Below are 22,798 nucleotides of genomic sequence, written 5' to 3' on the forward strand. Positions count from 1 at the left end.
AGTATGTTTACCATCGAGCAAATTAAAGCAGCACACTCAAAAGTAAAAAGTGGTGCAGATTTTCCAAACTATGTGCAAGACCTCATAAAACTGGGCATCACTAGTTACGAAACCTTGGTAGCTGATGGTAAAACAACCTATTTTGGGCAGCAAGGTTTTACTGTGGAGACTGAACCCGTTTATGCAAAACTATCAGTAGCTGAAATTAGTAACAAAACTCAGTTTATAACTGACCTCAGAAATCACCAAAAAGGAAACACGAATTATCCTACTTTTTGCAGTGATTGTGCTACATCTGGAATAGAAAAATGGGTGGTGAACATGACTCAAATGAGCTGTACGTATTATGACAAATCCTCTAAGGAAATTTTGGTTGAAAAGATTCCAGTTGCTTAGAAATATTTTTTATAGTTGATAATGAATTATTGCTTACAAATGGTTTAGATGTAAGACAATTATTAACTTAAAATAACATGTTACTATGTTACTACATAGAAATACAGAAGAGATAGCCCAAGTATTGGTTTTTAGATAGTTGTGATATTCTATGACTGAGTAAAACGACTTTTAAAAACAATAAAGCACTGTTTCTATTTGGCTTATAAGATTAGAAATTGAATTATGCCCAAATGGTTTTAACTAATGTTTTGCCTACCACCAAACCAAGAAAAACTTTTGAATTTCGCCGTTTTCGAACTTTACCCAACAAAGAGGAGAGAAGTTTCGTGACAAATAGGCAGTACTTTTTAGCGTAAAATCTTCCAACGAAAGCCAAGAAACTCGATGATGAGGTAGTATCAACCAATCTTTTTTCTCAGGAATGTAAAATTTGCATTTTTTAAAATGCGCTAATTGCCTCGAATTGATATAAAAACCAGCAATACAATCCGAATTTAAAAGGTAGAACTTTACCTCTTTTTCATCAAAAGGAACAAATAATTGCGCTTTGAAATAGACTTTTTGTTGAAAATCTGTATGTTCAAAACCCAGCGTTTTCAGATGCTCTTCACAGGCTACTTCTCGCAACAAAGGCAATTGTTTTTGAGAGAGTTTCTCTAGTTTTTCTTTCAGCGAATCTTTTCTATTTGGGCCAATACAATGTGCTATTTCGGAAGTGCCAACAGTTGCATCAAACAGGTAAAATTTATATACAATTTCTAAATGAATTGGTTTTTTATCCAATAATAATAGGCAATCCAATTCGCCCAAAGTTCTTTTTCCATCTTGAATTTGAATGTTTTCCGAAAGTAGTTGCATGGCAGTATGCTGCCGAAATTGAAAAAAAACCAGCTGTTCAATGTACTTGCCTAAACGCAGTTTTTCATCAATTTCAATATGGATGCTGGTAAAAATTGGGTCACACAAAAAGGATTGCAAACCGAAAAGTGGTGCTTGCATCCATAAGGAAGGAGTTTTTAAAAATCCTTCATATCTTTTTTGAATGGTTTTATGTTTCAATGGCATAGAATGTCCGAATTTACAAATCTATTTTGTATTTTGGGGCATTAAAATGATAGCGATGCAACTCGAAGTAAACACCTTTCAATTTTTAGAGAAATTACAAGAAAACAACAACAGAGAATGGTTTGCTGAAAACAAACATTGGTATGAAAAAGCACACAAAGAGGCAAAATCTTTTTTTGCAAATGTGCATTTGAACTTGCAAAAACACGACCAAATAGAAACGTCTAAAATGATGCGCATATACAGAGATGTGCGTTTTTCAAATGATAAAACGCCTTACAAAGCACATTTTGCCAATTCATTTTCCAGATTGGGAAAAGAGTTGCGAGGAGGTTATTTTATCAGAATAAAACCAGGAGAATCTTTGTTAGCAGGTGGTTTTTGGGAACCCAATAAAGAGGATTTACAGCGAATTAGATTAGAAATAGCACAAGATGCCTCAGACATCAAAGCAATTTTAAATGACTCAACTTATCAGCAGTATTTTGGGGGCACTTTCGAAAGTTTTGAAGAACTAAAAACTGCTCCAAGAGGTTTTGATAAAGAGCATCCTGAATTGGATTTGTTGCGTAAAAAAGGGTTTATTGCACAACGAAATTTTACAGATGAAGAGGTGTTATCTCCTGATTTCATTCATGAAATTGACAAAAGCTTTCAGGCTTTGCGTCCGTTTTTTGATTTGTTCAGCGATATTTTAACGACCAATTTAAACGGCGAATCTATACTGTAAGATGCTTGTTCATTTCGCGTTTTACCACAATAATGGTGATGATGGTAGAGAGTACATCCGAAATGGGAAAAGACCACCAAACCCCTGCAACCCCATAATACTTAGGTAGAAAATAGGCGAGTGGAATCAAGAAAATTCCTTGTTTGAGTAGCGTCAAAATCAACGCCGGCATCGCTTTTCCAGCAGCTTGAAAGTATGCTGAACCAATCAATTGCATGGTAACAATGGGGGTTACTAAAAAAACAATAAGTAAGGCATGAGGTGTATCTGCAATCAAAGTGGCATCTGTTGTAAAAATGCGGATGATTTCTTCTTTGAAAATGAGAATTCCTACAAAAATAATCGTACCTAAAACTGTTCCAAAAACAATAGCAGTTTTGATGGTTTCTTTGACTCTTTCCTTTTTTTGAGCACCAATATTAAAACCAGCCACAGGCAAAAAACCTTGAGAAACTCCCAATACTGGGGACAATGCGAACATCATTACTCGGTTGATAATTCCGTAAATAGAAATTGCTATTTCGCCACCATATTTAAAAAGAGAATAATTCAACACAATCATCAAAACACTTATTGCGCCTTGTCTTACCACAGTTACACCTCCCAAAGCAATGATTTCTTTTACGATGTTGGCATCCAATAAAAAGTTCTTGGGAATGATTTTTAGTTCGCTTTTTTTAGACAAAAAGAAATACAAAATAAACAATCCACAACTTGCATAGGAAATGGAAGTTGCCAAACCTGCTCCCCACATGCCCCAATTAAAATATTTGATGAAGATAATGTCCAAAACCACATTTACAATGGCAGGAATGATCATGGCAATCATGGCAAATTTTGGTTTTCCTTCAGCTCTGATGACTGGATTTCCTGTCATGGCAAATGCTAAAAAAGGCACTCCATACATTACTATGTTGAAATATTCAGCAGCAATGGGTAAAATGGCGCCTTTTGCCCCAAAGAGATTCAGAATAGGCTCACTGAAAAATACGCCCAAAATCACAAAAAGAATGGCTAAAAGGAGCGTCATCGAAATTTGATTTCCAAAAGTCAGAAAAGCTTTGTCCGATTTTCCAGCACCCAAAGCTCTTGAAATGATAGAACTTCCTCCAATTCCAATTCCCATTCCAATAGACGAAATTAGAAATGCAATGGGCAATACCACTGTAATGGCAGCAATTGCCAAAACACCAATCCATTGTCCTACAAAAATGGTATCGACAATCATATTTATAGACATGACCAAGATACCAATCGTTGCAGGAACTGCTTGTTTGATAAGCAGTTTACTGATTTTTTCTGTTCCTAAATTGTTTGCTAATTCCACCATAAAAGTGATGCAAAGATGCGAATAAATGTGTGTTTTTTCTAAAATTGTGCATCAATAATAGTTATGAGAATATTAAATTTTCTAAGTTTGTAAAAACCGACAACATGACAACTGATTTCTCCGTAAAGTTTCAAGTTACTGCAGAGGCTATTGATACACTTCATCATGTGAACAATGCTGTTTATGTGCAATGGATGGAAGTTGTGGCAACGCAACATTGGGCTTTTTTAACCACACAAAACCCTTTTCCTGACTATATTTGGGTGGTGATGAAACACGAAATTGAGTATAAAGATCAAGCTTTTTTGGGTGATGAAGTCATTGCGAAAACGTGGGTAGGAGAGACCAAAGGAGTCACTTCTGTGAGGTATATTGAATTTTATAAAGATGATACTTTGTTGGTGGCTGCCAAAACCATTTGGGCTATGTTGGATGCTCAAACACATAAGCCTGTGAGGATTAGAGAAAATGTGTTGAAAGTATTGCAAATTATTGATTGATTTTAAAATCAATTTTCTTGATACAAATTGCCACGAGTTGATGAGTTTTTCAAATACAATTTTATCTGTGAATTTGAGGCTACTTATTTCAAACCTAAAAAGTATATTCTTTAAAATTGATGCTCATCAATCACAAATTAAGACTTATAAAACTATCTTTGCACAAAATTTGTAAACAATGACCACATTTTCAGCACTTGGAGTTCATAAAAAGTATATTCAAGCTCTTAAAGAACTCGGAATTTCGCAACCCACAGAAATTCAACAAAAAGCGTTGCCAATTTTACTGAATTCAAAAACCGATTTTATTGGCTTAGCTCAAACAGGAACTGGAAAAACAGTGGCTTTTGGAGTACCAATATTGCATCAAATAGATGTCAATCAAGCACAAATACAAGCATTGATTTTGTCGCCAACAAGAGAATTGGTGCAACAAATCAAAAAACAATTGTTCAAATTCACGAAATTTTCTGAAGACAAAATCTTTTTAGAAGCGGTTTTTGGAGGTGAAAAAATTGACAAGCAATTGTACAATTTGTCAAGAACAACGCATATTGTAATTGCCACTCCAGGTCGTTTGATTGATTTGATTGAAAGAGGAAGTCTTGATATCAGTCATGTAAAAACCATTGTATTGGACGAAGCTGACGAAATGTTGAGCATGGGTTTTAAACAAGATTTGAATAGAATTTTGAAATTCACGACCAAAGTAGATAGAAAAACGTGGCTTTTTTCGGCAACAATGCCCGAGGAAATCAAGAAAATCATCAAAACCTATATGGATGCGAATGCGCCAAGAGTGGAAATCAATAAAGACTTTTTGGTGAATGCAAATATCAGACATCAATTTGCGAAAACAACCATCAAAGACAAGACTGATGACATCATTGCGTTTCTTGAAAAAAGGACATCACAAAGAGGGATTATTTTTTGTAGAACCAAAGCAGGTGCTCAAAATTTAGCCACACAATTGATTGAAAATGGATTTTCGGCAGCAGCCTTGGAAGGGGATATGCAACAAAAAGAACGTGATAAAGTAATGCGTGCTTTTAAAAATGAAAGTTTGCAATATTTGATTTCTACGGATGTTTCTGCTCGTGGAATTGATGTAAAAGGGTTGGAATTTGTGATTCATCATCAATTGCCAGAAACCAACGATTATTATACGCACAGAAGTGGACGAACAGCAAGAGCAGGGAAATCAGGAACTTCTATTGCGTTTATTTTGCCTTCGGAAATGGAACGAATTCATCAATTACAAAAAGAACTTTCTATTAAATTTACGGAAGTAACTGTGTAACATGGAGTTGATTTATACACTCGATATTTTAGGAACTTTTGCCTTTGCCATTAGTGGTGCTTTGGTAGCTTCTGATAAAAATTTCGATTTGTTTGGTGTGCTAATTATTGCTTTTGTAACTGCTGTAGGAGGAGGGATGTTGCGTGATGTTTTGATCAATGCGCATCCTATCAATTGGATTGGTGATTTGAATTATTTATGGACAATTTTAGCGGCTGTAATTACTACATTTTTATTTAAAAGTAAGATTTTACCATTAAGCAAAACCTTATTTTTATTTGATACCATAGGCTTAGGCGTGTTTACCTTATTGGGTTTACAAAAAGGATTGACCTACAATTTACATCCAATTATTGCCTTAATTATGGGTATGATTTCTGCTGTTTTTGGGGGAGTTTTAAGAGATATTTTAACGAACAAAGTACCCTTAATTTTTGAAAAAGAAATCTATGCTTCTGCCTGTTTGGCTGGCGGAATTACCTATTTAACGCTTGATTTTTTGGGTCTCAAACAGGAAATCAATTTTATCTTTGCAGCTTCCATTATCTTTGCAATTCGGTTGATTGCAGTGAAATTTCATTTGCAATTACCAAAAATTAAGGACGATTTATTTACCAAAAAATAGTTTTATGACGCCACTTATTTTTGAAAATTTTGAAGATTTCAAATCGATGGTTGGAAAACCATTGCCAACAGGAAATTGGTATTCCATTACCCAAACAATGATCAACGATTTTGCGAATGCAACTCTCGATAAGCAATGGATTCATGTGGATGAAAAAAGAGCCCAAAAAGAAAGTCCTTTTCAAAGTACTGTTGCGCATGGATTTATGTCTGTTGCCATGATTTCTAGACTTTTGGAAGAAGTATTTGCCATTAAAAGTGTGAAAATGGGCTTGAATTATGGCTTGAATACAGTGCGTTTTCCCAATCCAGTTCCTGTAAATAGTGAGTTGAGAATGCATGCAACTATCAAAGAAATAGAAGAATTAGGATTGAATGGCATCAAAGTAATTTTTTCTTGTATGATAGAAATCAAAGGTCAAGAAAAACCAGCGTGTGTTGCCGAATTTATAGCAGCCTTGTTTGAATAAGCTACTATGTGAAAAAATTTTAGCAAATTATTTTTTAAAGACAAATTTCACAAATTACCTTCGTGAGAATTTGTGAAATTTGTGTGTAAAACTTTTAATGCTATTTCTTTACGAAAGAATTCCGTTTTCAGTACATTTTTTAGCATGCCAAATCAGGAATAATCCAACACTTACGGTTACCAAAGCCTGAATTAAACTTGCAGTTCCATATACTTCAATGGCATTTGTCATAAAGAAATTGTACACTAATTGAACTAAAACGCCTGCTAAAGAAATCATAAACAATACTTTAGCGAGTTTTTTACGCATCAATAATAGAATACATGCAATGAATCCGAACCAAACTGCAATTGCAAAAGCAGCTGTAGCCCAAGCTGGCGTGTTTTCAATAATTTCTAATTGATCTGCAGGAATCATGGCTTTCATTTCATCGGTCATCAGTTTTTGACCAAGATATGCCATTACACCAAGTGCATTCCAAATGAGTGCTAAAACCCCAATTACCCAAAAAGAAGTAGTTGGTTTGCTTGAATTTTGTGTCATAAGTAGTAGTTTTTTAATTGATGACTAAATGTAATAAAAAAAATATTACGAATTACGAATCCCCAAAAAACTATAAACGCTCCAATTTCATTACTATAAAACAACAGAAACTCTTACACTAAAAAGCATTTATTCATTGATATTAATCACAGCAGCTTTGAACAATTTTGCTTTCGTTTTGAAGAAAAGATTTTGAATATCAATAGCTTTCAGTTTGGATTCTATCAATTTGGATTCACGAGTGTTTACCAAAAATAAGGAACTTTCTCCCATAAAAAACTTGCGTTCTTCAGCATTCAACAGCGTGTTGTAATCTCTTACAATTCCATTGATGAAATTGGTTTGGGTATTGAAAGAGCTCAATTCTTGTTGTACAGCATTCACCTCGTTTTTGATAGTTACTTTGGCTACTTCATTTTCAAATTCAGTTTCTTGTAATTTGATTCTCGCCAATTTCAAATCTCCACGCTCTTTTCGTAAAAATAGAGGCAATTGAAAGTTAACTCCAGCTTTGAAATTATCAACAATCAATGAATTGGCAACTCTGGGCGTTTGGGTCAAAAAGTTGTATTGCACATCTAGTTTTGGCAACAAGTTGTTCATCTTTAAGTTTTTATCCACATTCAAACTTTCAATTTTAAATTCCAATGATTTGATTTTTGGATGATTGTTGATGTCAAAATCAGCATCATTGAACAACGCAATATTGAGGCTTGTATCAACCGTTTCAAGACTGTTCACATCAGGAATAATATTTTCTTGTAGTTCAACAGGAGTGTTATTATTCAGCCATAAAAAGTTAGACAATTCAAGCGAAGCTTTGATGTATTTAATGCGTGCTTTTTCCAAATTTAACTTTCTGTCATTTAACGTAATTCCTGCTTCAAGCGTATCAATTGCGGGTTTATCACCCTGAAAAAAAGAGGCTTTGATACCGTCAAAACGAATTTGAGCATTGTCTAAAAAATCTTCATAAATCCGTTTTTCGTTATAGGTTTTCAACCAATCAAAATAGGACAAAGAAGCATTGTACAAAATTTCGTTGACTAAAATTTGCTGATCTTCTTTGGCTTGATTTACGAATAATTTGGCTTGTTTTAAAGATGCCATTCTTTCGTTGATTACAAAATTTCTGAGCAATGATGCCGAAATTCCTGCAGCATACAAACCATCAGTAGGAACTAATGCTTCAGGATTCAAATAGGTGCCATCATTGTTTTCAAAATTGGCTTTCAATTCAATTCCATACCAAGTTGGAATTTTAAAAGCACCATTCAATTTATTATAATACTCAGTGTCTTTGAATTGTTTTTTATCAAAATCAACTTCAATTTTAGGATCAAAGGCACCTCTAGCTTTCAACAATTTAGCTTCGCTATTATTGATGACCAAATTGGCTTGTTTTACAATGGGATGATAGGTTTTTACATAGCCCAAATACTCAGACAAGGTCATCACAGAAGTCAAATTTTCTTGTGCAGAGAGCCTTGCAAACACCAATAAAAATAATAATAAAAAGTACTTTTTCATGTGTTATTTTTTCTCTTTAGAGGCTTCTTTTGATTTGTTTTCTGGTTGATAATAGTTAGGAGGGAAGCTGTTCAACTGTCTCCAAAGTTCAAACCAAATTGGCACATCTTCTAGCAATGCAATGGTTCTTGCCCCTGAACCCACACGAACTTCAGGCCAAGTATGATCTGTTTTATCAGGAGCTAACAACACTCTGTATTTTCCGTTATCAGAGATAAAACGTTCAATAGCAATAACTTCTGCGCCATAAGTTCCGTATGAAACGTTTGGCCAACCACTAAATACGATGGCAGGCCAACCATCAAACTGCACACGCACTTTTTCGCCAATATGCAACAAAGGCAAATCAATAGGTCTTACAAAAGTTTCTACTGCCAAATCATAATTAGCAGGCATAATGCCAACCAAATCATCTCCTTCTTTAAAAGTACCACCAATTCCACCTTTAATTGCTTTATTTATAAACCCATCTTGTGGTGAAGTGATGTATAATAAACTATTTCTGACAATATAATTGCTGTTTGTGTTTTGTAATTTTGATACTTCTGCAACTGCCTCAAATCCACTTGATTCCGCTGTAAATTTATCAGACTGTGCTTTCGAAATTTTATCAGCATAACTCGCTTTTACAGTCGAAATTTCTACTTTCGCATTGATGACCTCATTTTTAGAAGCCAACAATTTGTTTTCTTGCGAAATCAATTTTGCTTGCGTTTCTTGTAATTTCAAGCGTTTTTCTTCAACATCTTTCACTGCCAAAATCCCTTCTTTTTCTAAAGTTTCCGTTCGTTTATATTGTCTTTCGGCTATGGCAATATTCGTTTTTGCAGCTTCAAAATCAATACTATCGCTTTTTACTTTGAGTTTGGCTTGCAGCAATTTGTTTTGAGTTTGCTCTAATTTCAGTTTTCGTTCTTCAATCAACGCTTCAATTTGTCTTTCTAACGCTTGTACTTTGAAATCGTATGAATTTACGGAAGATGATTTTGCATTGATTTGTTGATTGGTTCTTTCAATCAACAATTCGTCAAAATACTCACTCTTAATCTCAGAAATACGCAAAATCGTATCGCCTTTTTTTACAAAATCGCCCTCTCTTACATACCATTCTTCAATTCTACCAGGAATTTGAGATTGAAGAGTTTGCGGTCTTTGCTCTGGAGTTAGCGTTGTAACTAGTCCGTTTCCAGTGATGTTTTGTGTCCAAGGTAAAAAGAGAATGATCAATACAAAAATGGCAAATACCAATAAAAACTTATTGAGTACTTTATAATATTGTTTTGAAAAAATCGTCTTTCCAGATTTATAAGTTGTTAAATCTACTGTTTTGTACAACTGATTGTTAGATATATTTAACATCGTAATTATTTTATAGATTTAATTTTTCCGTTTTCAAGCGTAATTATTTTAGTGCACTTCATTTTCCAGCTTTTTTTGCTGCTAACCACAATCAATGACCAAGGTCTTGATTCATCAACCAAATAGTCAATAATTCTCTTGGTTTCGTCTAAATTGAATTGATCTAAAGGGTCTTCAAGGATGATTAATTTTGGTTCTTTGATGATGGCTCTTGCCAAAATTAATTTCTTTGCAACCGTGTATGAAATTTGTTTTCCTTCGGGTTTGATATACGTTTCTAATCCTTTAGGTTGCTCTTTTAAATACTGTCCCAAACCAACGATTTCTAAAATTTCACAAATTTTATCATCTTTAGATTTGTCATTACTAAAAATTAGATTCTCTCTAATGGTTCCTTCAAAAGGAGTTTCTTCTGATAATGACATGCCCAATTTTGACCTGTAATGATTGAGGAATAAACTGTTTAAAGAAAGATTATTGACATAAATATACCCAGAAGTAGGTTCAATGATTCCTGAAATTAATCGTAATAAACTCGATTTTCCTGAACCACTTTCACCAGTGATTAAAATTCTACTTCTTGGTGGAATTTTCAGAGAAACATCATCAATGATTAATTTTTCTCTTTCTTTTACTTTATAGGAAACATGGTCTAGCTCAATAATCATTTCGTCTTTCAATAAAGGCTCTTCTCCAAATTGCTCTTCCATTTCTTTATCAACCACTTGTCCAATTTTTTCGATGGAAGTTAACACATCATAAAAAGATTCTAAACCAACAATCAATTTTTCTACAGAAGCAATGACCAATAAAATGATGATTTCTGCCGCCACAAATTGTCCAATATTCATTTCTTGACTCAATACCAATGCACCACCAATCAATAATAAACTTGCAGTGACAACTACTTTGAAGCCAACCATTTGAGTGAATTGCAAAATCAAAATTTTAAAATGACTTTCTCTTGCTTCCAAGTATTTACTCACCAATTCATCGTTTTTAGATACCGCCAAATTAGAGGTTCCTGAGAGTTTAAAACTCACTACAGTTCTGGCAATTTCTTGAATCCAGTGCGCTACTTTATACTTGTTTTTAGATTCTATCAAACTGGTTTCTAAGCCTTTACTTGCAGTAAATTTAAAAACAACAAAAATCAATAGCAATAATAACAATCCAAAAATGATGAAAAAAGGATGGTAAAATGACAAAAGCATCAAGGCAAAAAGAATTTGCAAAACAGCTGTTGGCACATCAATCAAAATTTTTGATAGGCCTTTTTGAATGGTTAGTGTGTCAAAAAAACGGTTTGCTAATTCTGGTGGATAATAATCACGCAATTCTGTCATTTTGATTTTTGGAAATCGGTAACTCAATTCGAAAGAAGATCTTACAAATATTCGCTGTTGAACAGTTTCAATAATTCGCAATTGCATCAATTGCAAAGCTCCTGAAAAAGTAACTCCAATCGTTACTAAAATCACCAAAATTATCCAAGAAGTTGATACTTGTGCTCCCTGAATTAAATTGATAATTGCCTGAATTCCTAGGGGTAAAGACAAGGAAACGACTCCACCAAAAATGGCATAATAAAAGATTTGAAAGATTTCTCTTTTTTCCAATTTCAGCAATCCCACAAATCGCTGCCAAGGAGTTAATTGTTCTTTATTCATTGGTATATCCTAACGTTTTTGAAACTAAATCTATATAAAATGTTGTGGGTGTAATTTCTTGACCACAATTTGTGATTGAAGGGAAGTGTTCTTGTAAAAAATGTTGATGCAAACTACCCTCAATAATAGTACTTGATAAACTTAAAGCAAAAGGATAAGAAGGTTTGATACTTAAAATCATTTCTTCTATTCTTGTAACCAAACGTTTGTATACCTCAAAGTAACCGCTTTTATTTTCTTCTTGAACATTTTTAGTTAAAAATGATTTTGAACTTTCATTTACAATAATCTTATATAACAAGGTTTCGTTTATGTGAGAAAAATTAGAATCCTCTTCAACAGTTCTTGTTGCAATCAAGATGGCTTTTTCTAGTTTTTCTTTAGCATCAGAAATACTGAAGGTTTCAATAACCAATTGATATTCCAACCAAGCCCAATACCAAGAGGTTAAATATAGCAACAGTTTGTGTTTACTTTCAAAATATCTGTAAATAGAACTTTCGTTTGAGCCTATTTTTAAACCCAATTTTTTAAAAGTAAAACTTTCAAAACCAACTTCATCAATAAGATAAATACTGTGTTCAATGATTTTTTTTCCAAGGTCGGAAGTCTCAGGATCCTTGATAAAAATTTTATCAGGGACAGCAATTTTAAGGACAGACAATAAATTTTTCATTATCAAAATATTTGGTTGCAAATATAATAGTATTGCTATCATTCTAAGATAAAGAATTGTATTTTATATTTTTTTTAACATATCTAAAAAGTGTAAATTATATCGATTATTATGCATATATTTGCATTTTAAAAAATACTTCACATCCAACTTAGAATAACTTTAGTGTTTATCTCATTTTCCGTTAAGTATTTTAACTTAACAGCATTATTAATACGAATACTTTATATTTTAAATGGCTAAATCGCAACAAACCTTTAGTAAAACCGAAAAAGAGAAAAAACGTTTAAAAAAACGTTTGGATAAACAAAAAAAAATGGACGCTAGAAAAGCGGACAAAGAAGAAAATGGCACAGGAGGAATCCAGTTTGCTTATGTTGATCACAATGGAAACTTAACAGATTCTCCACCAGATCCAACAATGAAAGTAGTATATGAATTGGAAGATATTCAAATTTCTGTAACGAAAAAAGAAGATTTACCACAAGAAGACCCTGTTAGAAAGGGAAAAGTTTCCTTTTTTGATACTTCGAAAGGATTTGGGTTTATCATTGATACTGAAAACAACGAAAAATATTTCACACACGTTAGTGGTTTGATTGATCAAATTGCAGAAAACGACAAAGTTTCTTTTGAATTGGAAAAAGGAATGCGTGGTATGAACGCTGTGAAAGTGACTAAAATTTAAGAATTACTGTTCAATTTTAGATTGCTAACTTTTAATACAATGACGTGTAGAAATAATTTTTTACACGTTTTTTTATGCCAAATAGTTAGCAGCCTTAAAAACTTTGCACTTTGATTTTAAAATTTTGAATTACATGTTATAGTATTCCATACTTTCCATAATTAACTCATCAGACACTTTACAATCGATTTTATAATCTTCAAAATCGAAAAGCAAAACAAAATTCACATGTCCATTCACGTTTTTCTTATCGTGTTTTAGATAGTCTAAAATGGCAGGAAAATCTTCAGAGAGTAATTGAATTTTGGGATAAATACTCAAAATAGTTTCTTTGATTTCAGCAACTTTTTTCTCGGAAAAATTCAATGTTTTTGACGATATATAACTTTCGCAAATCATTCCAATAGCAATTGCTTCGCCATGAGTTAATGTTTCTTTTGTATCAGATTCTAGGTAAAATGATTCAATAGCATGTCCCAAAGTATGTCCAAAATTCAATATTTTTCGCAAGTGTTTTTCTTTAGGATCTTGCAACACCACTTCGTTTTTTATTTCAATTGACCTGTGAATCAAATCATTGATATGCTGCTCTTTAGTCTCTGTTATTTGATGGAATAGTTTCATATCATACGTCAAGCCATATTTGATGATTTCTGCCATTCCAGAGGTTACTTCGCGAGGAGATAATGTTTTCAAATACACCTCATCTACTAGTACCATTTGAGGATTGGCAAACAGCCCAATTTGGTTTTTCAACACACCCAAATCCACGCCTGTTTTTCCACCAACAGAAGCATCAACCATTGATAATAAAGTAGTGGGAATGTTTAAAAAATCAATTCCACGCTTAAAACACGAAGCAACAAATCCTCCTAAATCAGTAATAACGCCTCCACCTAACGTAATAAAAAGGCTTTTTCTGTCTGCTCCTAGAGAGGTGATTTGATTCCAAACTGTGACACAAGTTTCTAAATTTTTATGAATTTCACCTGAAGGAATTTGAATCAATTGAAAATCAAATGTTGCGTTTAATTTATCGAGAAATACTGGATAACAATGAGTTACTGTATTTTCATCTACCAAAATAAAAATACTGGAATACTTTTTCTCTGTCAATAATTTTGTCAATGCTTTGTATCCTTTCTCTTGAAAATGAACTGGATAAGTGGCTGCTTCAATGGTCTGCATGAATGTCTATTTTGGAGCTACAAATTAAAAAGAAATAATTTAAATATTTGTAGTCTTGAACTATCTTTGTTGTCAAATTATTTGTATTCAATTTATGAAACTTTTTGATAATACTGAGGTTGCATTTTCCTTAAAATCTGATTCACAATTAGAGCGTGCTTATTTTTTATTTCGAATGATACAAAACGAGCCTATGGTTCGCATTGGATCTGCTGTAACTAACTTTGCCTTGAAAGCACATTTGCCAATTGAAGGCTTGATTCGTTCAACGGTTTTCGACCATTTTTGTGGTGGAGTTACAGAAGAAGATTGCTTGCCTGTCATCGAAAAAATGTATGCAGAAGGCAATGTGCACAGCGTATTAGATTATTCTGTGGAAGGAAAAGACGAAGAAGCTAGTTTTGATGATGCGTTGAACAAAATTTTGAAAATCCTTGATTTTTGTGGCGAAAAGAAATCCATTCCCTTTGCCGTTTTCAAGCCTACAGGTTTTGGACGTTTTGCCTTGTATCAAAAAATCACGGAAAAAAAATCATTGACTGCCAAAGAACAAGAAGAATGGAGCAGGGTAGTAGCTCGTTTTCACAAAGCTTGTAAAACAGCCCAAGAAAAAAACGTTCCTATTCTGATTGATGCTGAAGAAAGTTGGATGCAAGATGCTGCTGATGCTTTGATTGAAGAAATGATGGAAGCTTACAATAAAGACAAAGCCATTGTTTTCAATACCTTACAAATGTACAGACATGACAGAATGGACTATTTGAAAAGAGTACATGCCAAAGCGCAAGAAAAAGGATATCATATAGGAATGAAAGTAGTGCGTGGTGCTTATATGGAAAAAGAGCGCGAAAGAGCGGAAGAAAAAGGATATCGTTCACCAATTTGTGATACCAAGCAAGCTACTGATGAAAACTATGATGCTGCTATCAATTTTATCATGGAACACCCAAAAATGGCTTTATTTGCAGGAACTCATAACGAAAATAGTTCGTATTTATTGATGGAATTGGCTAGCAAATACCAAATCAAGAAAGACGATAAACGCCTTTGGTTTGGACAATTATTTGGAATGAGCGATCACATCAGTTTCAACCTTGCCAAAGAAGGTTATAATGTAGCTAAATACTTGCCTTTTGGGCCAGTGCGTGATGTGATGCCTTATTTGATACGAAGAGCAGAAGAAAATACCTCTGTAGCAGGACAAACCAGTAGAGAATTGAATTTATTAACTACAGAACGCAAACGAAGAAAATTATAAATGTTGACCAAAGAAGAAATTAAAGCCTTGCTGCTGAGAAACAAATTGCGATTGTATCAAGAATTGTCTCAAAGCAAAGAAGCAATGCGTTTAATTAAAAAATCGACACATACAAAACTGAATGAAGAGGAAAGGGAAAAAGTAAAAATCCATTTGATTGACATCTGCAAAACCATTCCTGCATTGACCGTTTTTTTATTGCCAGGAGGAAGTTTGCTATTGCCATTGTTGATTAAATTAATTCCAGATATTTTACCCTCTGCCTTTAGAGATGACCCAACAAAAGAAAAATTCCCTTCTTAGTTATTTTATAAATATCTTAAAAATAAATAGTTAGCATTCTTTTAAACTTATATATTACTTTCAAAACAACCTTTCAAATTAATCATTTATAATTCGTGTAATTCCCTATAAAGAACTACTTTTGCACGAAATTTTAGAACGCACTTATGCAATCAATTAGAAACATCGCAATCATTGCCCACGTTGACCACGGAAAAACAACCTTAGTAGATAAAATTATTGACCAAGCAAAAATCTTAGACGATCGTAAAGAACGTACTGAATTGTTATTAGACAACAACGATTTGGAGCGTGAAAGAGGAATTACCATTCTTTCAAAAAACGTTTCAGTAGTATATAAAGGTGTGAAAATCAATGTTATTGACACTCCTGGTCACGCTGATTTTGGTGGAGAAGTAGAGCGAGTATTGAAAATGGCAGATGGTGTCCTATTATTAGTGGATGCTTTTGAAGGGCCAATGCCACAAACACGATTTGTATTAGGCAAAGCGATTGAATTGGGTTTAACTCCTATTGTAGTTGTAAACAAAGTAGATAAAGAAAATTGTACACCTGATTTGGTGCACGAAAAAGTATTCGATTTGATGTTTGCTTTAGAAGCTTCTGAAGATCAATTAGACTTTGCAACTATTTATGGTTCTGCTAAAAATGGTTGGATGTCAACAGATTGGCAAGAACCAAAAGACAATATTATGGATTTGTTGGATGCTGTTATCGAATCAATTCCTGAAGCTCCTTATAGAGAAGGTTCACCTCAAATGCAAATTACTTCGTTAGATTTCTCTGCTTTTACAGGAAGAATCGCTATCGGAAGAATTTACAGAGGTGATTTAGAAGAAAACAAAGACTACATGTTGTGCAAAGCTGATGGAACTTTCAAAAAAGTGCGTATCAAAGAATTGCATGTTTTTGAAGGAATGGGAAAAGCAAAAGTTTCTAAAGTGAGAAGTGGAGACATTTGTGCCATTACAGGAATTGAAGGTTTTGATATTGGTGATACCATTGCTGATGTTGAAAATCCAGAGGCATTACCTAGAATTGAAGTAGATCAACCAACCATGAGTATGTTGTTTACCATCAACAATTCTCCGTTTTTTGGAAAAGAAGGAAAGTTTGTAACTTCTCGTCATTTGCGTGATCGTTTGAAAAAAGAAACCGAGAAAAACTTGGCTTTGCGTGTGGAAGATACTGAAACTGAGGATAAATTCAATGTGTATGGACGTGGCGTTTTGCATTTATCAGTTTTGATTGAAACCATGAGAAGAGAAGGCTATGAATTGCAAGTTGGAAGACCAAAAGTAATCATGAAAGACATTGATGGTGTAAAATGCGAGCCTTATGAAACCTTGTCTATTGACGTTCCTGAAGATGTTTCATCAAGAGCCATCAACCTAGTTTCTTTGAGAAAAGGAGATTTATTAGTGATGGAACCAAAAGGAGATTTACAACATTTAGAATTTACCATTCCGTCAAGAGGATTGATAGGATTGCGAAATAAAATTTTAACTGCTACAGCAGGAAAAGCCATAATCAATCACCGTTTTTCAGAATACGGACCTTTCAAAGGCGAGTTTGCTGAAGACTTAAAAGGAGCCATTGTTTCTTCGGAAACAGGAAAAGCAACAGCCTATGCCATTGACAGATTGCAAGATAGAGGAAGTTTCTTTATTGACATCAATGAGGAAATTTATATTGGTCAAGTTGTGGGTGAAAATAGTAAAGATTCTGACATGGCTGTGAACCTTATCAAAGGAAAACAGTTAACCAATATGCGTAAAACAGGTTCTGATGAAGCTATGAAAATAGCGCCAAAAACCGCTTTTTCACTAGAAGAATGTATGGAATATATCAGAGATGATGAATATTTAGAGGTGACTCCTGCAAATTTACGTATGCGTAAGATTAATTTTAAGCCGTAATTTTTACCATATAAAACTGCATAAAAGCCCAAAATATTCTTTTGGGCTTTTTTTTATTTCCTTTTTTAGACTACAAACCAGCTTTCATCCTAAAAAAAGGGTTTCGTTTGAATTTATATTCAAAAAAATAGTATTTTAGTGAAGTGAATTTTTATGAAAAAGTTACATAAACTTGCGCATATTAACTAGTTAGCTAACATTTTGATGAAACTAAAGACATATTATTTAATGAAACTGAAAGACATACCATCAAAATATCAAAAGTATCTTCTAGGAATTGCTCTTTTGTTATCATCTATAGCAATTTCAATAAGGTCAAATGATGGAAAAATTAATTTTGTCTTGTATAAATACCCAACTCTTATCTTTTTAATGGTTGTAATTAGCTCTTTCTTAGTTGCAATCTACTTTATAATCAATAAAAGGAAAATTTCAAGCCTTTCAGATGAAATTAAGAAGCATTCCAAAATTAGAAGTGAAGGATTTGATGCCCAGCTTAATGAATTGACGGAGAGACAAAGGGAAGTGTATGACCTGATTATTTCGGGTAAGACAAATAAAGAAATAATGTCGGAGCTATTTATTGAGCAAAGCACATTAAAATCTCACATTAATCAAATTTATGGAAAACTGAATATCAAAAGCAGGAGCGAATTGAAGTCTAAATTAAAATAATGATAGTTAGCATTTTATGAGAATATCAACCTTTTTAAACCCCCAATATCAACCCTTTATCAACCCGAAATTATTTGTTCTAATTGATACTAATAGGGACATTTGTGCGAAATAAATTTTCACCTAAAATTAAATGTTTATGAAAAACAAGTTATTGTACTTCGCTATGTTTCTGTTAATCCTTTGTTTACCATTCAGGGGAAATGGAGAAGAGGTTCGTTGGTTATGGGCTGATATTACTTTGATACCTCTGACATTAATGTTTATTTCATTAATTTGTATTGGACTCTACCTTTACCAACAAAGAAGAAATCAAAGAATTAATGAAGAAAAACGTTAGCTAACAGCGGTAACTGTTGCACAACCACTTCAAAAAACTATCCAGACGCTTAAAAATCAAAATAAGTATAAAAATAACCTTGTTTGGTGCTTTCTAAGCGAGGTTTGTTTTTGAATAAAGTTGGTGTTTTTAATAAAGGAGAAGATTGAAAAGAGGCTTTTAAACATGCTAAAATCTCAAACTCATTTTAAAAATAGATGAACTTAAATTCATTTGCTATTACAAATTTTAAATATATTTGAAAAAATAACGGAGGTTTTTAGACGAACTGACGTTGGCGTGTATTTAAGAAAACCCAAATGAAAAAGAAAAAAAGAATATTCATATTATTGTTTTTTATAATTCCAATTATTTTAGTTTTTACTGCTAACTATTCCATAGAAAAAAACGCAGAACAAAAAATATTTACTGAAGTACGGTTTGTGAGTTGAATATATTTGATATCGGAAATGGTTAAATTCCTTGATATGAAATTCGAATTATAAAAACACGTAGCATTAAGCAATGCTGGCTGAGGAATAAACAAACTGATTTCGTTTCGCAAAATCATCTTTATACACTCTCTGTGCAGCAGCATTCGTTTTTGTAATAAATTCGTAACAATTATTCAATATTTTTACGCGGTCTTCCGTAAGTTTAGTGCGTTGCTTTTTAAAAATTTCTTGTTCGGTGTTGGCTGTTTCTAGGGCAGTTTTAATAGTCTGAATCTCAGCAATGGCAGCCACTTCCAATCCATTTGCCACCAATTCAGTTTGATATTTTACGCAGGATTTGTGCATTTCTTCCAGAAACTGAATCATTAAAACCGCATTTCTTCTGGCACTTAAATAGTCGTTCAAGCCAAACTCGTTTTGTGTAGCTAAGCTAGTGGCAAAGGTTTTTTGAGCAAAATATTTCACATCTGCATATTTGGTTTTCGCTTTTTCCATTACCCACTGAATAGATTCGGTTTTTTGCGCCAACATACTTCGCAAAGTAGTGTTCGCCACTAAAGTATCTGCATTGTCAATTGCCGATAAAAACAAATCGGCAAAATCCGCTGAAAATGTACTATCATACTCCGTGAATTTGGGCAAGTCGCTCACCAATAATCCATGAATAACTCTTGCTGTAGCCGTCATTTCGGCATCAGTATTATGGTAAATTCGTCTAATTTCCTCTGGTTTCATAGTTTTTTTGATTTAAAATAGCAATGTTATAAAAATATAAAATTATAAAATAAGACAGCATTGGTTAGCAGTATTTATTTTCTATCAAAACGTATCATTTTAGTTATTATAAGTTAAATGTTATGAGCAAGTTGCACTTTGTAACTAATTAGTAATATTTTGTTACTAATTAGTTATCTATTGTCATTAATGAGTTAAATCTTGTCATTGATAACAATAAATAACACATTAATGACAATAAACAACGCATTAACGACAATGAACAACTCATTGATGACAATGAACAACTCATTGATGACAATGTACAACTCATTAATGACAATGTACAACTCATTGATGACAATGTACAACTCATTGATGACAAGAAACAGCGTGCCAATAACAAAGAGTAACTTGTAAACGCATTCTTTTATATTTTACTGTTTTCAATAAAAGGAAGCAAATCCTTTTATAAAAAATGACCAATCCCAACACATTCTATTTTTAGCACAGCAAATGCAAGAATGATTTGAAAGGAAAGGTTTTTCGTTTTGGTAGGTTATAAAAATTAGCTACTTTAGGCGAGGATTATGCGTAACTGAAAATTGAAAAAAGTTACATAAAGTTGCGCATATAATCTAGTTGTGCTTAATTTAAGAAAACCCTGAATGAAAGAGAATATTCGAAAAATAGTAGAAGATAATACCACAAAGAAGGGTAAGTATTTTGACTATTTCATTCAGTTTTTGATACTTGCTTCCCTTATAGCTTTTACAGTTGAGACATTACCAGACAACTCAAAAAAAACGATAGATTTTCTCAACACTTTTGAAATAATTTGTGTATCAATTTTTACTCTTGAATACATTTTAAGAATTTATGTTGCTAAAAAGCCTTTGAAATATATTTTTAGCTTTTACGGGCTGATAGACTTTTTAGCAATCTTTCCCTTTTACTTAAGAACAGCTTATGACCTCAGAGCTTTAAGAGCATTCAGGGTTTTTAGGATATTTAGAACCTTGAAACTTGTTCGATACAATAAGGCTATGAAACGATTTCATATTGCTGCAGGAATAATAAAAGAAGAATTGGTTTTATTCCTCATAATTACAGCAATATTTATTTTTCTTGCTTCTGCAGGTATTTATTATTTCGAAAACGAAGCACAACCTGAGCTATTTTCCTCTGTTATACATAGTGGATGGTGGGCTGTCGTAACACTAACGACTGTTGGTTATGGAGATGTTTATCCAATTACTGTAGGTGGAAAAATATTTACATTTTTTATTTTACTAATTGGCGTAGGTATTGTAACTATTCCAGCAGGACTCGTTGCTAGTGCTTTATCAAAAGCTAGAGAAATAGAAAATGAGAAACTCAATAAAAACAATTAAAAATGAACATACTTAATGACGTAGTAAGCGGTGCTGCAAGACAATTTGGACGCGAATTTGGAAGAGCAGGTGCAAATTCAATTTTAAAAGGTGCCAATTATTATGCAGTAAAAGGTGCAAGTGACTATTCAGGGAGAATAAAACCTTCTGATAGTGACGTTGTAAAAAGTATCAAAGAAATTAGTAAAGTGAAGTTTGTTTCAACGAACAAAGGAAATATATCAAGACTGATTGAATTAACCGACTTGGTAATTTCTAGTATAGAATTCAATGGAAATCAAACGCTAAGCGAGATTAATGACATAACAGAACTAATTAATCAATACAACGACAAATTCAATCATGGGAGTGCTTTAGTTGACGATGATTACAAAGAAAAAAGTGTTGACTACCTAGAAGAAAGGCGAAATGAATTTGTAAGTCTCATAGCCAAATTCAATAATGATATTAAAAATCACATTGAGCAAAATCTAGAAATAGCGAAAAGCAAGAGAAAGTCAAAAAATACTGCTGTATTACTTGCAATTCCTTTATTAGGTCTTCAATGGGCATATTTGAAATCACCAGGTTATACAGTACTTTCGATTTTGTTGTGTTGGACAATAATTGTTCCTGTAATTAACTTGATATCGCTACTGAAACTTTTATTAATGAAGGAAGATAAATTTGACCAAGAATTTAATCCTGAATACGTATATTTTAGTCAATTTAATATAAAAAACTAAGCACAACATTGGGTATAAAACATAGGGCGTACAGTGGTTTTCGCGATTTTTCGGTTCTTATCAAGCTCGGTTTCGGGCGGACAGTTAAGTGCTTCGTAATGCCCTACGTTTCATACCCGAGACCGTTAGCCACAATTAACCCAAACATTACGCTGAATGAATAATGAAATTAAATTTCCGATAATTAACATGACAGAATTTCTATTTGAAAGTGAAAGAGTATTTTTCTCGGATTTGACTTTTGAAAGAAAATACACTTTTAAAGAAAAATATGTGAAAAAATTACCCAAATGGAAATTTGTAGATTCTGAAGGAAAATTATTAAAAGTTAAAATCATCAAAAAAGACGAAATCAGAAATATTTTATCTTTTATAATTAAACCTACTTATAATTTAGAACTTGAATTATATCATACTGGAAAAATTTATGACCTAAAGGAATTGAAAAATGAAATTCTTGAAAAAAAAACCAAAATGTTCCATATTTATCACAACAAAATAATGACTTTGAAAGAATACGAAACAAAACTTAAAAACGCTGAAAGTTTTCTCGAAATTATTGACATTGCTTCATTTGAAGATTATAAAAAAAAATAACAGTGGCTAACACCGTATAAAAAAAATTGCTATTTTTAGCTTAACCAAAAGTTGTTGCTTTTTGCCAACTTCAGAATTTCCTTCGGAAATTCCTCGTTGTCAAAACCGCAACTTTCTTTATACAAAAACGTTGTGCTTCATTATAACAAACCATTAACCAATGATAAAATTCTTTAGGAAAATTAGAAAACATCTACTGGCAGAAAATAAGTTCAGTAAGTACCTGATTTATGCCATAGGAGAAATTATTCTGGTAGTGATTGGTATTTTAATTGCTCTTCAGATAAATAATTGGAATAATGATAATATCGAGCGTGAACTTGAATTGAATATGTTAAGCGAAATTCTAACTAATCTTGAAAAGGAC

General features: G+C 32.9%; 25 protein-coding genes. 15 read left to right on the forward strand and 10 right to left on the reverse strand.

What is annotated here, in order from left to right; genetic code table 11:
- Nucleotides 1-3 precede the first annotated feature (3 nt).
- Nucleotides 4-396, forward strand: a complete 393-nt coding sequence (locus tag IU405_RS14435) for a DUF1398 domain-containing protein (protein ID WP_197439318.1) — start codon at nucleotides 4-6, stop codon at nucleotides 394-396.
- 255 nt (nucleotides 397-651) lie between these two features.
- Here the strand turns inward: IU405_RS14435 and IU405_RS14440 are convergent, their stop codons facing one another.
- Nucleotides 652-1,464, reverse strand: coding sequence for a DUF1853 family protein (locus IU405_RS14440; protein ID WP_197439319.1), 813 nt, complete (start codon nucleotides 1,462-1,464; stop codon nucleotides 652-654).
- Between the two features lie 55 nt (nucleotides 1,465-1,519).
- Here IU405_RS14440 and IU405_RS14445 point away from each other — a divergent pair, with 55 nt between their 5' ends.
- Nucleotides 1,520-2,194 carry a DUF2461 domain-containing protein gene (locus IU405_RS14445; protein WP_197439320.1) on the forward strand — a complete coding sequence of 225 codons (675 nt, stop codon included), beginning with the start codon at nucleotides 1,520-1,522 and terminating at the stop codon, nucleotides 2,192-2,194.
- Here the strand turns inward: IU405_RS14445 and IU405_RS14450 are convergent.
- Complete coding sequence (locus tag IU405_RS14450; protein WP_197439321.1) at nucleotides 2,184-3,524, reverse strand: MATE family efflux transporter; 1,341 nt, start codon at nucleotides 3,522-3,524, stop codon at nucleotides 2,184-2,186. The genes IU405_RS14445 and IU405_RS14450 overlap by 11 nt on opposite strands.
- 104 nt (nucleotides 3,525-3,628) lie before the next feature.
- Between IU405_RS14450 and IU405_RS14455 the strand changes: the two genes are divergently transcribed.
- The 4 genes from IU405_RS14455 to IU405_RS14470 all read left to right on the forward strand — a co-directional run bounded on the left by IU405_RS14455 (nucleotide 3,629) and on the right by IU405_RS14470 (nucleotide 6,418).
- Nucleotides 3,629-4,024 carry an acyl-CoA thioesterase gene (locus tag IU405_RS14455; protein WP_197439322.1) on the forward strand — a complete coding sequence of 132 codons (396 nt, stop codon included), beginning with the start codon at nucleotides 3,629-3,631 and terminating at the stop codon, nucleotides 4,022-4,024.
- 178 nt (nucleotides 4,025-4,202) lie between these two features.
- Nucleotides 4,203-5,324, forward strand: coding sequence for a DEAD/DEAH box helicase (locus tag IU405_RS14460; protein WP_197439323.1), 1,122 nt, complete (start codon nucleotides 4,203-4,205; stop codon nucleotides 5,322-5,324).
- Between the two features lies 1 nt (nucleotide 5,325).
- A complete protein-coding gene (locus IU405_RS14465; protein WP_197439324.1) occupies nucleotides 5,326-5,949 on the forward strand; it encodes a trimeric intracellular cation channel family protein in 624 nt (207 codons plus the stop codon).
- Nucleotides 5,950-5,953: 4 nt separating this feature from the next.
- Entirely contained in the window at nucleotides 5,954-6,418 is a 465-nt protein-coding gene (locus IU405_RS14470) for a MaoC family dehydratase (protein WP_197439325.1), read from the forward strand.
- Between the two features lie 108 nt (nucleotides 6,419-6,526).
- Here the strand turns inward: IU405_RS14470 and IU405_RS14475 are convergent, their stop codons facing one another.
- The 5 genes from IU405_RS14475 to IU405_RS14495 all read right to left on the reverse strand — a co-directional run bounded on the left by IU405_RS14475 (nucleotide 6,527) and on the right by IU405_RS14495 (nucleotide 12,196).
- Complete coding sequence (locus tag IU405_RS14475) at nucleotides 6,527-6,961, reverse strand: hypothetical protein (RefSeq protein WP_197439326.1); 435 nt, start codon at nucleotides 6,959-6,961, stop codon at nucleotides 6,527-6,529.
- A 129-nt stretch (nucleotides 6,962-7,090) separates the two neighbouring features.
- Nucleotides 7,091-8,491 (reverse strand): TolC family protein, encoded by a 1,401-nt coding sequence (locus IU405_RS14480; RefSeq protein ID WP_197439327.1) that lies wholly within the window; start codon nucleotides 8,489-8,491, stop codon nucleotides 7,091-7,093.
- 3 nt (nucleotides 8,492-8,494) lie between these two features.
- On the reverse strand, nucleotides 8,495-9,850 hold the full coding sequence (locus IU405_RS14485) for an HlyD family secretion protein (RefSeq protein ID WP_197439328.1): 1,356 nt from the start codon (nucleotides 9,848-9,850) through the stop codon (nucleotides 8,495-8,497).
- Between the two features lie 5 nt (nucleotides 9,851-9,855).
- Nucleotides 9,856-11,520, reverse strand: a complete 1,665-nt coding sequence (locus IU405_RS14490) for a peptidase domain-containing ABC transporter (protein WP_197439329.1) — start codon at nucleotides 11,518-11,520, stop codon at nucleotides 9,856-9,858.
- Nucleotides 11,513-12,196, reverse strand: coding sequence for a TetR/AcrR family transcriptional regulator (locus tag IU405_RS14495; protein WP_197439330.1), 684 nt, complete (start codon nucleotides 12,194-12,196; stop codon nucleotides 11,513-11,515). The genes IU405_RS14490 and IU405_RS14495 overlap by 8 nt, the downstream gene beginning before the upstream one ends.
- 235 nt (nucleotides 12,197-12,431) lie before the next feature.
- Here IU405_RS14495 and IU405_RS14500 point away from each other — a divergent pair, with 235 nt between their 5' ends.
- Nucleotides 12,432-12,884, forward strand: coding sequence for a cold-shock protein (locus IU405_RS14500; protein ID WP_197439331.1), 453 nt, complete (start codon nucleotides 12,432-12,434; stop codon nucleotides 12,882-12,884).
- A 129-nt stretch (nucleotides 12,885-13,013) separates the two neighbouring features.
- Here the strand turns inward: IU405_RS14500 and aroB are convergent, their stop codons facing one another.
- Entirely contained in the window at nucleotides 13,014-14,072 is a 1,059-nt protein-coding gene (gene aroB / locus IU405_RS14505) for a 3-dehydroquinate synthase (protein WP_197439332.1), read from the reverse strand.
- Nucleotides 14,073-14,166: 94 nt separating this feature from the next.
- On the opposite strand from aroB, the gene IU405_RS14510 reads away from it, so the two are divergent.
- The 4 genes from IU405_RS14510 (at nucleotide 14,167) to IU405_RS14525 (ending at nucleotide 18,227) form a co-directional block, all read left to right on the forward strand.
- Complete coding sequence (locus IU405_RS14510) at nucleotides 14,167-15,330, forward strand: proline dehydrogenase family protein (RefSeq protein WP_197439333.1); 1,164 nt, start codon at nucleotides 14,167-14,169, stop codon at nucleotides 15,328-15,330.
- A complete protein-coding gene (locus tag IU405_RS14515; RefSeq protein WP_197439334.1) occupies nucleotides 15,331-15,633 on the forward strand; it encodes an LETM1 domain-containing protein in 303 nt (100 codons plus the stop codon).
- A 146-nt stretch (nucleotides 15,634-15,779) separates the two neighbouring features.
- Entirely contained in the window at nucleotides 15,780-17,552 is a 1,773-nt protein-coding gene (gene typA / locus IU405_RS14520) for a translational GTPase TypA (protein ID WP_197439335.1), read from the forward strand.
- A 228-nt stretch (nucleotides 17,553-17,780) separates the two neighbouring features.
- Nucleotides 17,781-18,227 carry a response regulator transcription factor gene (locus IU405_RS14525; RefSeq protein ID WP_197439336.1) on the forward strand — a complete coding sequence of 149 codons (447 nt, stop codon included), beginning with the start codon at nucleotides 17,781-17,783 and terminating at the stop codon, nucleotides 18,225-18,227.
- An 837-nt stretch (nucleotides 18,228-19,064) separates the two neighbouring features.
- On the opposite strand, the gene IU405_RS14530 is transcribed toward IU405_RS14525, so the two are convergent.
- Together IU405_RS14530 and IU405_RS14535 are read right to left on the reverse strand one after the other, a co-directional pair.
- On the reverse strand, nucleotides 19,065-19,736 hold the full coding sequence (locus tag IU405_RS14530) for a hypothetical protein (RefSeq protein ID WP_197439337.1): 672 nt from the start codon (nucleotides 19,734-19,736) through the stop codon (nucleotides 19,065-19,067).
- Between the two features lie 194 nt (nucleotides 19,737-19,930).
- The gene (locus tag IU405_RS14535; protein ID WP_197439338.1) at nucleotides 19,931-20,086 is read right to left on the reverse strand and encodes a hypothetical protein; all 156 of its coding nucleotides are present in this window, start codon (nucleotides 20,084-20,086) and stop codon (nucleotides 19,931-19,933) included.
- 297 nt (nucleotides 20,087-20,383) lie between these two features.
- On the opposite strand from IU405_RS14535, the gene IU405_RS14540 reads away from it, so the two are divergent.
- From IU405_RS14540 to IU405_RS15740, 4 genes are all read left to right on the forward strand, one after another.
- Nucleotides 20,384-21,109 (forward strand): ion transporter, encoded by a 726-nt coding sequence (locus IU405_RS14540; protein ID WP_197439339.1) that lies wholly within the window; start codon nucleotides 20,384-20,386, stop codon nucleotides 21,107-21,109.
- Nucleotides 21,110-21,111: 2 nt separating this feature from the next.
- Nucleotides 21,112-21,834, forward strand: coding sequence for a hypothetical protein (locus IU405_RS14545; protein ID WP_197439340.1), 723 nt, complete (start codon nucleotides 21,112-21,114; stop codon nucleotides 21,832-21,834).
- Between the two features lie 189 nt (nucleotides 21,835-22,023).
- Nucleotides 22,024-22,431: a hypothetical protein gene (locus tag IU405_RS14550; protein ID WP_197439341.1), complete on the forward strand. Its 408-nt coding sequence runs from the start codon at nucleotides 22,024-22,026 to the stop codon at nucleotides 22,429-22,431.
- A 160-nt stretch (nucleotides 22,432-22,591) separates the two neighbouring features.
- Nucleotides 22,592-22,798 (forward strand): DUF6090 family protein (locus tag IU405_RS15740; protein WP_231749530.1); only part of this gene is annotated, 207 nt, incomplete at its 3' end.

Source organism: Polaribacter sp. BAL334 (assembly GCF_015767435.1).
Lineage (GTDB): Bacteria > Bacteroidota > Bacteroidia > Flavobacteriales > Flavobacteriaceae > Polaribacter.